The organism is Nocardia sp. NPDC059764, assembly GCF_042732555.1.
Lineage (GTDB): Bacteria > Actinomycetota > Actinomycetes > Mycobacteriales > Mycobacteriaceae > Nocardia.
Genome location: NZ_JBHWHH010000023.1, coordinates 1 through 12,290, shown reverse-complemented (window position 1 = coordinate 12,290; position 12,290 = coordinate 1). Strand labels below are relative to the sequence as shown.

Genomic DNA, 12,290 nt, shown 5'->3' with positions numbered 1-12,290 from the left:
GTTCGCACCGACGGTTCAGGTTTCAGGAATGGCGGCGGGCTTTCCGCCGCCATTCGTCGTTCACCCGAATGCGCAGGTTCTCCAGCGGCACTTCGTTTCCGGAGGCGCTGCGCAGTTCGGCGCGGACCGGCTCGCCGCTGGAGTCCTCCAGCCGTTCCAGCGGCGCGGGCCCGTCCTGCAGGTATTTGTCACCCCACTGCCAGAGCGCGACCACGGCGGGCAGCAGGTCCCGTCCCATCTGGGTGAGCACGTATTCGTTGCGGGTGCGCTTGCCCTCTTCCTGGTAGGGCCGCTTCGCCAGCAGTCCGGCGTCGACGAGTTTGCGCAGGGCGCTCGAGGCCGCCGCGTCGGTGATCCCCACCCGCGCCGCGAAGCCGTCGAAGCGTGTGGTGCCGTAGTACGACTCCCGCAGGATGAGCACGGCCGAGCGGGTTCCGACGATGTCCATCGCCTTGGCGATCGAACACTCCTCGGGCTTCCACGAGCTCAGGTCGCTGAGTTTTCCCTCCAGTACGGCCGACATGGCGTACATCATACCTTGCTGACTTGCCTTCACTATGGCCAGCTCTTACTCTGACTTTAGAGACATCTAGTCAGATGCCCGCTCGGAAGGGAACGTCAATGAGAGACGCAGTCATCGTCGAAGCCGTCCGCACTCCCATCGGCAAGGGCAAGGCCACCGGCGCCCTGCACGGCGTGCACCCCGCCGACCTGCTCGCGCACAGCCTGCGGGAAGTGGTGCGACGCTCCGAGATCGATCCGGCGCTGATCGACGATGTGATCGGCGGCGTCGTCACCCAGGTCGGCGAACAGGGCTCCAACCTGACCCGCCGCGCCGCCCTGGCCGCCGGATATCCCGAATCGGTCCCGGCCACCACCGTGGACCGGCAGTGCGGCAGCAGCCAGCAGGCCATCCACTTCGCCGCCCAGGGCGTGATCGCCGGGGCCTACGACATCGTGGTGGCCGCGGGCGTGGAATCCATGAGCCGGATTCCCATGGGGGCCAATCTGATCGGAGCCGAGGACATCGCCGGGGTCGGCTTCGCCGAACGGTATCCGGAGGGCCTGGTACCGCAGGGCATCAGCGCCGAGCTCATCGCCGCGAAGTGGGGGCTGACCCGCACCCAGCTCGACGAGTTCGCGCTCGCCAGCCACGAGAAGGCCGCCGCCGCAACCAAGAACGGGGCCTTCGAGGCCCAGCTGTCGCCCTTCAACGGACTGTCCGAGGACGAGGGCATCCGTCTGGGCAGCACCCTCGAGACCCTGGCCGCGCTGCGCCCCGCGTACTACAGCGAGGAGATGGCGGCCCGCTTCCCGCAGATCGGCTGGAACATCACCGCCGCCAACGCCAGCCAGATCAACGACGGCAGCGCCGCCACCCTCATCATGACCGGCGAACGCGCCGCCCAGCTGGGCCTGCGTCCGCTGGCCCGGGTGCACAGCTTCGCCGTCGCGGGCGACGACCCGCTGCTCATGCTCACCGCGGTCATCCCCGCGACCCGGAAGGTGTTGCGGCGCTCCGGACTCGACCTCGCCGACATCGACCTGTTCGAAGTCAACGAGGCCTTCTCCTCCGTCGTCCTGGCCTGGGCCCGGGAAACCGGAGCCGACCTGTCCAAGGTCAATGTGAACGGCGGCGCCATCGCCCTCGGCCACCCGCTGGGCGCGTCCGGAGCCCGCCTGGCCACCACCCTCGTGCACGCCATGCACGACCGCGGCGCCCGCTACGGCCTGCAAACCATGTGCGAGGCGGGCGGTCTCGCCAACGCCACCATCTACGAACGACTCTGAAACCGAACGCCGCCCCGGCAACCACCGGTGCGGCGACTCATCGAAGCGCGGCGCGCTCAGCTGATGGCCGTGGCCACCAGGACATGCCCCGCACCGCCCGCGACGAGGATCACCGGCAGCGCGATGGCCGTCCAGATCCACGCGCGACGACCGGTCATGGCCGCCACCGAGGCGAGCACCATGGCCCCCACCAGCGCCAGGAACATGCCGCCCCCGCCGATCAGCAAGCCCCACAGGGCCGAGGCGGGCGGGCGGATCACGATGCACTGCACCGAGAAATCCCTTTTCGCGGTGCAGCGGTTGTGGACCAGGTCGAACAGCTTCGCGAACAGGTCGTAGCCGAAGCCGAAGGCCGCGACCACGCCGAGCAGGTAGAGGCCCAGCGACAGCGCGATGTCCTTGCGGTGCAGCGGCTTCCGTTCGTCGGGTGCGGCGGTCTGCGCCGGTGCTGCCGTCTCGGCCTGCGGCAGCGGGGCGGGCATGGTGCGATCGTCCGCATCCACCGGCGATCCCACGACGAGACTGCCGGGCCCCGGCGGCGGGACCTGGTTCGCCGCGGGATTCCGTGGCGGCTGCTGCGGTCCGCGCGGGCCGGTGGGCGGGGGCCGGCGCGAATCCTGCGGCATACCGACCGGCCCGCCCGATCGCGATGGGGGACCGGCGTTTACGGGTGCCTGAGGCGGAATCCGGGGCGGTGGGGCCGGACGGCCACCCAGGTGCACGGTGGCGGCGGCGGGATCCCCCGGGCCGGGACGCGGCCCGCCGACCGGCGGTCCGGGCGGCGGAGGCGGCGGGGCCTGCCTGCCGCTACTGGGCAGGGTTGGGCCTTCCGGTCCCGCCGGACCGAACCCGTCCGTGGGTCCCCCCGGTCCGGGCGGTCGCGGGCGGTGGGGCTCGTTGGGCGGGTTCATGATTGCGGTCTCCCCCAAGGCGCAGGGCTGTGGAGCCGGAATGGCTTCCTTCGGCATTGTCGCCGGGAGCGGGCCGCGCCGCCACCTCGGGTCGGCGCGGACGGTGGGTAGGGTGCGGTGGGTGAACGAGAGCACGGTGGATTTCGAGTCGGCGGTGGTGTACGCGATTCCGATGCGAACCCGGTTCCGCGGGATCACCGTTCGCGAAGGGATGCTGATTCCCGGGGCCGCCGGGTGGGGCGAGTTCTGCGCGTTCCCGGAATATGACGATCGCGAGGCCGCGTCGTGGCTGGCCACGGCGGTGGAGCAGGCCACGGTGGGATGGCCGGAGGCGGTGCGGGATCGGGTGCCGGTCAACTGCATCGTGCCGGCCGTCGGGCCCGAACGGGCGTACGAGATCGTGACGGCGTCGGGGTGCCGGACCGCGAAGGTCAAGGTGGCCGACCATCCGGAATCGCTCGGCGAGGACCTGGAACGGGTCGCGGCGGTGCGCGACGCGCTCGGACCGGACGGGGCCGTGCGCGTCGACGCCAACGGCCTCTGGGACGTGGACACCGCGATCGACCGGATCGGGCGGATCGACCGGGCCGCAGGCGGTTTGGAATATGTCGAGCAGCCTTGCCGGACCATCGAGGAACTGGCGGCCGTGCGCAAGCGGGTGGAGGTCCGCATCGCCGCCGACGAGTCCATCCGCCGCGCCGAGGACCCGCTGCGAGTGGCGGTGGCGGGCGCCGCGGATGTGGCGGTGCTGAAATGCACTCCGCTGGGCGGGGTGCGGCGTGCGCTCGAGGTCGCCGAGGCGGCCGGGCTGCCGTGCCTGGTGTCGTCGGCGCTGGAGACCAGCGTCGGACTGGCCGCGCAGGTCGCGCTGGCCGGAGCCCTCCCCCACCTCGATTTCGCCTGCGGCCTCGACACTTTGTCGCTGCTCACCGGCGATGTGGTCACCGCGCCGCTACGCCCGGTCGACGGCTGGCTGGACGTGCCGCGCACTCCCCCGGCCCCGGACCCCGAACTCCTGGACCGGTACCGCCACCCCGACGCCGAACGCACCGAATGGTGGCGTCAGCGCCTGGCCCGGGTCCGGGAACTGCTGCCCTAGCGCGCTGTTCAGGCGATCCGGACGCCGCACGAGTACATCGTGGTGCGCAACAACAATGCGGCTTCGGGCCCGATGACGCCGTCCACCAACTCCACATATCGGGCGCAGAACTCGGGGCCGTGCGGCGCGGCCTCGGTGAGCTCCGGGTCCAGATGGTGCGCGAGCTCGTGCAAGATCACCAATTCGCGGAGCGCCCAGGCACTTCCCCCGGCGTGCAGCGGCACCGCGAGCACGGCGCCCGCCGACTCGTAGTGCGCGGCCTTGGTCCCGGCCCGGGCGCGCACCGCCACCGGCGCCCCCGCCCGATCCCACCGGGCACGCACCCAGTTCAGCGCCAGCACCCGGTCCGCGTAGGTCTGCACCGATTCCACCGACCCGAACCGCCGCTCGATGGGCAGCGTCAGCTGCGATCCGTGCACCTCGACCGTCCGCGTCTCGAATTCGTCGGCGCGGTCGAACATTCCGCGCACCAGCCCCTCGGCGTCGTACACCTGGGACCGCTGCGCATCCCGGGCAGCCATGCGCGCGTTCGCTATTCGCCCGAACCGCGCGGCAACTGCCCGCGCGCGCCACCGAGTTCGGCGGCGCCGCCCAGTCGCGCGGCCTTGCCCGCCCGGTCCCCGGCCCGCCGGGCGGCCGCCGAGTACCCGGCCGAGGCCTGCGGGCCGCGCCAGGTGCCACGCGCCTCGGAGGTGCGGGAGTAGTAGTCGGTGAGCTCGAGTTCCTTGTCCCGCAACGCGAGCGCGGTGCCCGTGGGCGCGGCTCCGGCGGCATCGGCCCGCACGGCTTCCTTCTCGACCTCCGCCTTCACCTCGCCGAGCCGGCGGCCGATCCGCGCGGCGAAGGCCATCTGGAAGTTCAGGCGAGCCGTCACCGCCGCGACCGGCACCTCCACCGGATGGTGGTAGACGCGGCCGTATTTTCTTTCGACGACGACCTTCTGCGCGGTGGCCGTCTTGTACGCGCCCGATTTGATGTAGTGGTCGGAGGCACGCACCATCTGCACCAGCAGGCTGGTGTACAGCGCCGAACAGGTGTCGATATCGGTGTCGAAACCGTAGGCGTACACCGTCGTCGAACTGCGGGCCACATCACAGCGCACGTCATTGGCGGCGGCGATGGCCACGAACAGCTGAACATACGTGCGTAGACCACGTTTTCCGGGTTCCCCGATCGGGATCACCCGCTGCGTCGGCGTGGGGCGTCGTTCCCGGTTCGCGATATGCGCCCGCGCCACCGCCAGATCCACCGACGAGCCGGTCGCGAGCCGCTGCGCGGCCGAGAGGAAGGCCTCGGCTTCATGCTCGTTATCGGTCGATTCGGCCTGCCGCAGCAAGCCCCCGATCCGCGTGAGCATCTTGTCCTGAGAAGACATCGCGACCCAGCGTAGCGGTATCGGTGATCGCGGTGGTCACGCGCGATCGGACCAGGTACTCCCGGCACGGGCAACGGCCACCATGTATCTTCCCTTGTGCAACCGGCTGGGTGTGCCGCCGCTCACGTCTCGACCCTGGAGTATCCGCGATGGCTTTGAAGAAGGTGTCCTCCCTACGTTCGACGTTGGTGCCGCGTGCCGTGCTGGCCGTCACCTCGGCGGCGTTGCTGACCGCGACGTTCGCCAGCGGCTGCTCGAGCAGCTCCAGCGGCAACGGATCGATCGGTGAGAACCTCACCGGCCGTGGCCCGATCACCTATGTGGAGGGCAAGGACACCACCGAGACCGGTGCGGTGAAGCAGCTGGTCGAGCGCTGGAACGCCGCCCACCCGGACGAGAAGGTGACGTTCAAGGAGCAGTCCAACGACGCCTCCCAGCAGTACGACGACCTGAAGCAGCACATGCAGGCCAAGGCGTCGGACTACGACGTGGTCGCGCTGGACGTGCCGTGGACCGCGGAGTTCGCCGCCAAGGGCTGGATCCAGCCGCTGAAGGACTCCTTCCAGATCGACACCTCCACGCTGCTGTCGCCGCCGGTCGCCTCGGCCACCTACAACGGCACCCTGTACGCGGCGCCCCGCAACACCAACGGCGGCCTGTTGTTCTACCGCAAGGACCTGACGGCGGAGCCGCCCAAGACCTGGGCCGAGATGATCTCCCTGTGCCCGAAGGCCCGGGACGCCGGAATCGGTTGCTACGCAGGCCAGCTGGCCCCCTACGAGGGTCTGACCGTGAACACCGCCGAGGTCATCAATGCCTTCGGCGGCAGCTTCGTCGGCGCCGACGGCAAGACCCCGACCGTGAACAGCGCGCAGTCCAAGGCCGGCCTGCAGACCCTGGTCGACGCCTACAAGAACGGCGACATCCCGAAGGAGGGCATCTCCTTCAAGGAACCGGAGTCGCAGAACGCCTTCGTCACCGGCAAGCTCATGTTCATGCGCGGCTGGCCGTCCACCTTCGGCGACGCCGGTTCCGACGCCTCCGCGGTGAAGGACAAGTTCGGCGTCGCCCCGCTGCCCGGCAAGGACGGCGTCGGCGCCTCCACCCTCGGTGGCTACAACGCCGCGATCAGCGCCTTCTCCAAGAACAAGGCCACCGCGCTGGACTTCCTGCGCTTCCTGATCAGCGAGGACGCCCAGCACATCGTGGCCTCCGGCGCGCTGCCGTCGGTCCGCGCCTCGGTCTACGACGACCCGGCGCTGATCGCCAAGATGCCGTATCTTCCCGCACTGAAGGAATCCATCGCCTCCGCGGTGCCGCGGCCGGTGACCCCCTTCTACCCCGCGGTGTCGAAGGCCATCCAGGACAACGCCTATGCTGCGTTGACCGGAAACAAGTCGGTCGACGATGCCATCGCGGGCATGCAGAAGGGCATCGAGACCGCCGGATCGTAGGGCGTGCTCGACGGCGAAGCCCCGGAGAACGATCAAGGGCCGAGTCCCGTAGGAGAAGAGAACAGGTGTCACGTCCTTCGGGAGCGACCGATATCGAGTCGCCCGACCGTACGGAGCCGAGCGTGAAATCCGTAGCGCCACAGAACAACGCGCCGCAGACCAAGCGCCGGGGTGATCGGCTGGGCGTCTCCGCCCGGGCATGGGTGTTCGTCACACCGGTGCTGCTCGCCCTGGCCGTGGTCATCGGCTATCCGGTGGTCCGGGCCGTGATCATGTCCTTCCAGAAGGACTCCGGCCTGGACAAGTCCACCGGCATGTTCGTCGAGGGCGGCGGCGCCGGCTTCAGCAACTACACGCACTGGTTGCTGCAGCAGTGCACCAACTCGCTCGGCGAGACGGTGGACTGCCCGACCGGCAACCTGGGCTCGCAGTTCTGGGCCGCCATCGGCGTCACTCTGCTGTTCACCGTCGTGACCGTCGCGCTGGAGGCCACCATCGGCCTCGGCATGGCGGTCATCATGGGCAAGACCTTCAAGGGTCGCGCCCTGCTGCGCGCCGCCGTGCTCATCCCGTGGGCCATCCCGACCGCCGTCACGGCGCGGTTGTGGGAGTTCATGTTCCAGTACGACGGCGTGGTGAATCGCATCTTCGGCACCCACATCCTGTGGACCGCCGACCCGTGGCCCGCCCGCTTCGCGGTCATCGCCGCCGACGTGTGGAAGACCACCCCGTTCATGGCGCTGCTGATCCTCGCCGGCCTGCAGGTGATTCCGGAGGACGTGTACGAGGCCGCGCGCGTGGACGGCGCGTCCGCGTGGCAGCGGTTCCGGCACATCACCCTGCCGCTGCTGAAGCCGGCGCTGCTGGTCGCGGTGCTGTTCCGCACCATGGACGCGCTGCGCATGTACGACCTGCCCGCGATCATGACCCAGTCCAACCCGGCCACCCGCACCATCTCCATGCTGGTGGTGGATCAGGTGCGCCAGGGCCCGAACAGCGCGTCGGCGCTGTCGGTGATCACCTTCCTGCTCATCTTCACCGTGGCGTTCTTCCTGGTGAAGGTGTTGGGCGCGAATGCCGTTCGCACCCAGGAAGAACAGCGGGAGGCCCACTGATGAGCACCAACGTCGTCGAGCGGGCCGCGAACAAGCCCGCGCCGCAAGCGGTTCCGTGGAGCAAGCGACTCGCGTCCGGCCGCGTCTACCTGGGCGCGCTGATCGTGCTGGTGTGGGGTCTGGGACCGTTCTACTGGATGGTCGTGACCGCGCTGCGCGATCCGGCCTACACCTTCGACAACACGCCGTGGCCCACCCACGTCACGCTCGAGAACTTCCGCAACGCCTTCGACACCAGCCGCGGCAACAACTTCGGCCGGGCATTGGGCAACAGCGTGATCATCGGCGCGGCCACCACGGTGGTGGCGCTGCTGATCGGCATCATGGCCGCCTACGCGCTGGCGCGGCTCACCTTCAAGGGCAAGTACCTGGTGTCCGGACTCATCCTGTCCGCCTCCATGTTCCCCGTGGTGGTGCTGGTGACCCCGCTGTTCCAGCTGTTCACCGACCTCGGCTGGATCGGCCACTACCAGGCCATGATCATCCCGAACATCTCGTTCGTGCTGCCCATGACCGTGTACATCCTGGCGTCCTTCTTCGCCGAACTCCCCTGGGAGCTCGAAGAAGCCGCGCGCATCGACGGCGCGTCGCGGTTCCAGGCGTTCCGCCTGATCATGCTGCCGCTGGCCGCGCCCGCCGTGTTCACCACCGCCATCCTCGCGTTCATCGCGGCGGTCAACGAATACCTGCTGGCGCGACTGCTCTCCAGCGACAAGACCGAACCGGTGACGGTCGCGGTGGCCCGCTTCTCGGGCAACAACCCGCTGGTCCAGCCGTACACGGCGATCATGGCCGCGGGCACCATCGTCACCATTCCGCTGGTCATCATGGTGCTGCTCTTCCAGCGCCGCATCATCTCCGGCCTCACCGCGGGCGGCGTCAAGAGCTGAATTTGATTGCCTCCGCTTCGCTCCGGCTGGGTTCGCGGCGCTGGAGGTCTCGTTCTTCCCTCCCTCCGCTCCCCCGCTCCACTCGGTCCAGAACGAGACGCGCCGCGAACCACCGGGTCTTCCGGCCCCGGTGGCGTAGCCGTCGGCCCCGTCAATTGCGCCGAGTGGCCGGAGCGTCGATTAGCATGGGGCGAGCCGCGGCCGGTGTCACGGGGTTTCTGTACGCTCCCCGCCCCGGTGGGGTCGAACCGCGCTTTGTCGACGCTCCGGAAGGGGATGCTCGTGAGCTCGTCCCACGACCGGCACGCAGGAGAACCGGAAGCGTCCGCCACCAGGGCGGAGTGGAACGAGCTGGCGGCCAGCGCATCCCATCGGCAGCGGCATCCGTCGCCGAGCCGCCCACGGCGGCGGGCCAAGCCGCCCGTCGACCCTGATCAGCCTGGCATTCCGCCGGCACGCACTCGTGGCCAGCAGATCCGGCGACTGGTCCTGGCACTGTTCCTGGTCCTGGTGGTCATGCCGACCACCCTGCTGGGCGTCGCCTACTGGAGCGCCGAGATCCCGGACCCGAACGCGGTGCAGACCAACCAGATCGCCACCATCTTCACCTCCGACGGCGCCACCGTGATCGCGAAGGTCGTTCCGCCGGACGGTAATCGGGTGCCGGTGCCGCTCACCGACGTACCGCTACCCGTACGCCAGGCCGTCCTATCGGCGGAGGACCGCAACTTCTACTCCAATCCCGGCTACTCCACCTCGGCGTTCCTGCGTGCGGCCCGCGACAACCTGCTGGGCCGCGACGACGCGGGCGGCGGCTCCACCATTACCCAGCAGTATGTGAAGAACGCCTTCCTGAGTTCGGAACGCACCCTGAGCCGCAAGATGCGTGAGCTCATCATCTCCGCCAAGATGGCCCGCGAATGGAGCAAGGACGAGATCCTCGCCGCCTACCTCAACACCATCTACTACGGTCGCGGCGCGTACGGCATCTCCGCCGCCGCTCACGCCTACTTCGGCAAGCCCGCCCCCGAACTCACCCTGGCCGAGGGCGCGGTGCTGGCCTCGGTCATCCGCACCCCGTCGCTGCTGGACCCGGAGACCCACCTCGACCAGCTGCGCGCCCGCTGGGCCTACGTGCTCGACGGCATGGTCGAGATGGGCACGCTGACCCGCGACGACCGCGCCGCCACCCAGTTCCCGCTCATCATCCCGGGCACGGCGGCGGACGACGGCACCTCGCGCGGCCCCGAGGGCCTGATCCGCGCCCAGGTGCTGCGCGAACTACGCGCCTCCGGGATCAGCGAGCGCGAACTGAATACCGGCGCCCTGCAGATCATCACGACCATCGACGCCAAGGCCCAGCAGGCCGCGCTGACCGCGGTCGGCAGAGCGCTGGCCGGGCAGCCGGGCGAACTGCGCTCGGCGGTGGTGTCGGTCGATCCGCGCACGGGCGCGGTGCGCGCCTACTACGGCGGACCCGACGGCATCGGCTTCGATTTCGCGCAGGCCCCGCTGCAAACCGGTTCCGCCTTCAAGACTTTCGCGGTGGTCGCCGCGCTGGAACAGGGAATTCCGCTGACCTACCAGCTCGACAGCGCGCCACTCACCGTCAACGGCGAGAAGATCCAGAACGTCGACGGCGAATCCTGCGGCACCTGCTCGCTCAGGGAGGCGTTCAAGCGCTCGCTCAACACCAGCTTCTACCGGCTGTCCGGAACCCTGTTCGAGGGCCCGAAGGCGATCGCCGACGCGGCCCACCAGGCCGGCATCCCCGACCAGATCCCCGGCGTGTCCGGCAAGACCCTGACCGAGGACGGCGGCGGCCCGCCGCTGCCCGCCATCGTGCTGGGCGCGTACTCGGTGCGCCCGATCGACATGGCCTCGGCCTACGCCACCCTGGCCGCCTCCGGCGCCTACCGCGCACCCTATTTCGTGCAGAAGGTCGTGACCGGCGACGGCCGGGTGCTGCTCGACCGCGACGCCACGCCCGGCCGGTCCGAGCAGCGCATCCAGGCCGGCGTCGCCGACTCCGTCGCCCAGGCCATGCTCCCGATCGCCGCCTACTCCAACGGCCACGCCCTGGCCGGCCGCCCGTCCGCGGCCAAGACCGGCACCACCCAGCTCGGCACGACCGGCCAGAACAAGGACGCCTGGATGGTCGGCTTCACCCCGGCCCTGTCCACCGCGGTGTGGGTGGGAACCGAACAGCCCCAACCGATCCGGACAGCCCGCGGCGCCGCCATCTACGGTTCCGGCATGCCGTCCGACATCTGGAAGCAGACCATGGACGCCGCGCTGGCCGGAACACCGGTCGACCAGTTTCCCGGTCCGGCGCCGGTCGCCGGAAATCCCCCGGCCAACAGCAATTACGACATCCTGAATCCGCCGACCTCGGCCCCCGCGCAGGCACCGGTCCTGGTCATCCCGCCCGCTCCCACGCCCCGCGAGGTCGAGATCTTCCCCGGCCTCAACGTCCCCGTCCCCGGGTAGCGTTCATAACATTCATGTCCTGTTGATCATGTTTCGTGCCTACCGCTCCATCCGCGCGCGGCCGCGGATATTGTGGAACCCGCTACCGGATTCAGCGACTCCGAATGCCGGTGGCAGGATGCGGGTTGGGAGCAGGGTGGGGTCGGAGACAGCACGAGACATAGGGGCGACGCCGGTGGAATTCAATGTTGTTGAACGCCACGAAACGCTGGTAGCCGGAACGGTGCTACGCAGCCCGGCACTCGCGGTCGAAGGGCCGCGCCGCGCGAAGGTCGAGGAGGCCTGGAAACGAACGATCGCACGTGATCTGCCGGGCCCGCCCGCGACCGCGTACGTGGATCACGCACCCGAGATCGGTTCGTATCTGACCCATATCGTCGGCTACGAATGCAAGAATCCGGACGACCTATTGCCCGGCGATGTACTGGCGCGTATCCCGGGCGGCGTATTCGCGCGCTTCATTCGCAGCGGCGACAATCTCGGCGACGTGATCGTGTCGATCTGGCGGACGGTCTGGGACCTCGAGGCGGCCGGCAGCCTGGTGCGCGCCTACACCGGGGATTTCGAGCACTATCCGGACAACCGGACGGTGGAGGTTTTCGTCGCGCTGGATCAGAGCGCGGAGGGGTAGGGGAGCAGTGGACTTCGAAATCGTCACCCTGGAGGAATTCCTGGTCGGCGGGCTGACCATCCCCCTGGCGGGCCGCGAGGTCACCGCCCGCGACCTGGACCTGGTGAACTTCACCTGGGACCGCTACCTGGCCCGGGAGAAGAAGGCCGAACGCGTCGCCGCCTACATCGGCCAGAACGATCACGCGGTAGCCGTTCTCGGGTACGAGCTTTCGGGCCTGCCCGACCTGGACACCGGCGACGTGATGACCCGCATCCCCTCGGGCCGCTACGCGAAATTCGTTGTCTCGGACAAGCCTTACGACCTGCTCCGCACCGCCTGGGCCCAGGTCGCCAAGGCCGAGAACGCGGGCACCATCACCCGCTCCCACGCCGCGGAGATCGAGCGCTACACCGGTCCCACGTCCGTCGAGGTCTACGTCTCCCTCGACTGACGTCGAAAGAGCAATAAAGGGCGGCATCGCGATTGCGATGCCGCCCTTTCTTTTCGGGGGTGTGGGGGCGGAGCCCCCACATCTCCCATCGGGGGTTCGGG

The 12,290-nt window shown here is 69.3% G+C and carries 12 protein-coding genes; 8 read left to right on the top strand and 4 right to left on the bottom strand.

The features are described 5' to 3' along the window. Nucleotides 1-22: 22 nt before the first annotated feature. Nucleotides 23-523, bottom strand: coding sequence for a helix-turn-helix domain-containing protein (locus ACFV4K_RS07310; RefSeq protein WP_357274614.1), 501 nt, complete (start codon nucleotides 521-523; stop codon nucleotides 23-25). A 98-nt stretch (nucleotides 524-621) separates the two neighbouring features. Here ACFV4K_RS07310 and ACFV4K_RS07305 point away from each other — a divergent pair, with 98 nt between their 5' ends. After that, nucleotides 622-1,791 carry a thiolase family protein gene (locus ACFV4K_RS07305; RefSeq protein ID WP_379272820.1) on the top strand — a complete coding sequence of 390 codons (1,170 nt, stop codon included), beginning with the start codon at nucleotides 622-624 and terminating at the stop codon, nucleotides 1,789-1,791. A gap of 56 nt (nucleotides 1,792-1,847) precedes the next feature. Here ACFV4K_RS07305 and ACFV4K_RS07300 read toward each other — a convergent pair whose 3' ends face one another. Next, nucleotides 1,848-2,294, bottom strand: a complete 447-nt coding sequence (locus tag ACFV4K_RS07300; RefSeq protein ID WP_379272818.1) for a hypothetical protein — start codon at nucleotides 2,292-2,294, stop codon at nucleotides 1,848-1,850. Between the two features lie 580 nt (nucleotides 2,295-2,874). On the opposite strand from ACFV4K_RS07300, the gene ACFV4K_RS07295 reads away from it, so the two are divergent. Then, nucleotides 2,875-3,801, top strand: a complete 927-nt coding sequence (locus tag ACFV4K_RS07295) for an o-succinylbenzoate synthase (RefSeq protein ID WP_379272895.1) — start codon at nucleotides 2,875-2,877, stop codon at nucleotides 3,799-3,801. An 8-nt stretch (nucleotides 3,802-3,809) separates the two neighbouring features. On the opposite strand, the gene ACFV4K_RS07290 is transcribed toward ACFV4K_RS07295, so the two are convergent. Beyond that, nucleotides 3,810-4,322, bottom strand: a complete 513-nt coding sequence (locus ACFV4K_RS07290; RefSeq protein ID WP_379272816.1) for a TIGR04338 family metallohydrolase — start codon at nucleotides 4,320-4,322, stop codon at nucleotides 3,810-3,812. Nucleotides 4,323-4,333: 11 nt separating this feature from the next. Further along, nucleotides 4,334-5,176 (bottom strand): DUF2786 domain-containing protein, encoded by an 843-nt coding sequence (locus ACFV4K_RS07285; RefSeq protein ID WP_379272814.1) that lies wholly within the window; start codon nucleotides 5,174-5,176, stop codon nucleotides 4,334-4,336. 149 nt (nucleotides 5,177-5,325) lie between these two features. Between ACFV4K_RS07285 and ACFV4K_RS07280 the strand changes: the two genes are divergently transcribed. The 6 genes from ACFV4K_RS07280 (at nucleotide 5,326) to ACFV4K_RS07255 (ending at nucleotide 12,189) form a co-directional block, all read left to right on the top strand. Then, the gene (locus ACFV4K_RS07280; protein ID WP_379272812.1) at nucleotides 5,326-6,630 is read left to right on the top strand and encodes an ABC transporter substrate-binding protein; all 1,305 of its coding nucleotides are present in this window, start codon (nucleotides 5,326-5,328) and stop codon (nucleotides 6,628-6,630) included. A gap of 179 nt (nucleotides 6,631-6,809) precedes the next feature. Further along, nucleotides 6,810-7,745 carry a carbohydrate ABC transporter permease gene (locus tag ACFV4K_RS07275; protein ID WP_379272893.1) on the top strand — a complete coding sequence of 312 codons (936 nt, stop codon included), beginning with the start codon at nucleotides 6,810-6,812 and terminating at the stop codon, nucleotides 7,743-7,745. After that, nucleotides 7,745-8,635, top strand: a complete 891-nt coding sequence (locus ACFV4K_RS07270) for a carbohydrate ABC transporter permease (protein ID WP_379272810.1) — start codon at nucleotides 7,745-7,747, stop codon at nucleotides 8,633-8,635. The genes ACFV4K_RS07275 and ACFV4K_RS07270 overlap by 1 nt, the downstream gene beginning before the upstream one ends. Before the next feature lie 276 nt (nucleotides 8,636-8,911). After that, nucleotides 8,912-11,125 (top strand): transglycosylase domain-containing protein, encoded by a 2,214-nt coding sequence (locus ACFV4K_RS07265; RefSeq protein ID WP_379272808.1) that lies wholly within the window; start codon nucleotides 8,912-8,914, stop codon nucleotides 11,123-11,125. Between the two features lie 28 nt (nucleotides 11,126-11,153). Next, nucleotides 11,154-11,756, top strand: coding sequence for an effector binding domain-containing protein (locus ACFV4K_RS07260; protein WP_379272806.1), 603 nt, complete (start codon nucleotides 11,154-11,156; stop codon nucleotides 11,754-11,756). Nucleotides 11,757-11,763: 7 nt separating this feature from the next. Beyond that, nucleotides 11,764-12,189 (top strand): GyrI-like domain-containing protein, encoded by a 426-nt coding sequence (locus tag ACFV4K_RS07255; protein ID WP_357097430.1) that lies wholly within the window; start codon nucleotides 11,764-11,766, stop codon nucleotides 12,187-12,189. Nucleotides 12,190-12,290 lie beyond the last annotated feature (101 nt).

Bases quoted from the DNA above. Each gene is read 5' to 3' on its own strand.
- ACFV4K_RS07280 (WP_379272812.1), top strand. From the start codon at position 5,326: ATGGCTTTGAAGAAGGTGTCCTCCCTACGTTCGACGTTGGTGCCGCGT.
- ACFV4K_RS07310 (WP_357274614.1), bottom strand. From the start codon at position 523: ATGTCGGCCGTACTGGAGGGAAAACTCAGCGACCTGAGCTCGTGGAAG.
- ACFV4K_RS07305 (WP_379272820.1), top strand. From the start codon at position 622: ATGAGAGACGCAGTCATCGTCGAAGCCGTCCGCACTCCCATCGGCAAG.
- ACFV4K_RS07295 (WP_379272895.1), top strand. From the start codon at position 2,875: ATGCGAACCCGGTTCCGCGGGATCACCGTTCGCGAAGGGATGCTGATT.
- ACFV4K_RS07285 (WP_379272814.1), bottom strand. From the start codon at position 5,176: ATGTCTTCTCAGGACAAGATGCTCACGCGGATCGGGGGCTTGCTGCGG.
- ACFV4K_RS07290 (WP_379272816.1), bottom strand. From the start codon at position 4,322: ATGGCTGCCCGGGATGCGCAGCGGTCCCAGGTGTACGACGCCGAGGGG.
- ACFV4K_RS07270 (WP_379272810.1), top strand. From the start codon at position 7,745: ATGAGCACCAACGTCGTCGAGCGGGCCGCGAACAAGCCCGCGCCGCAA.
- ACFV4K_RS07265 (WP_379272808.1), top strand. From the start codon at position 8,912: ATGCTCGTGAGCTCGTCCCACGACCGGCACGCAGGAGAACCGGAAGCG.
- ACFV4K_RS07260 (WP_379272806.1), top strand. From the start codon at position 11,154: ATGTTTCGTGCCTACCGCTCCATCCGCGCGCGGCCGCGGATATTGTGG.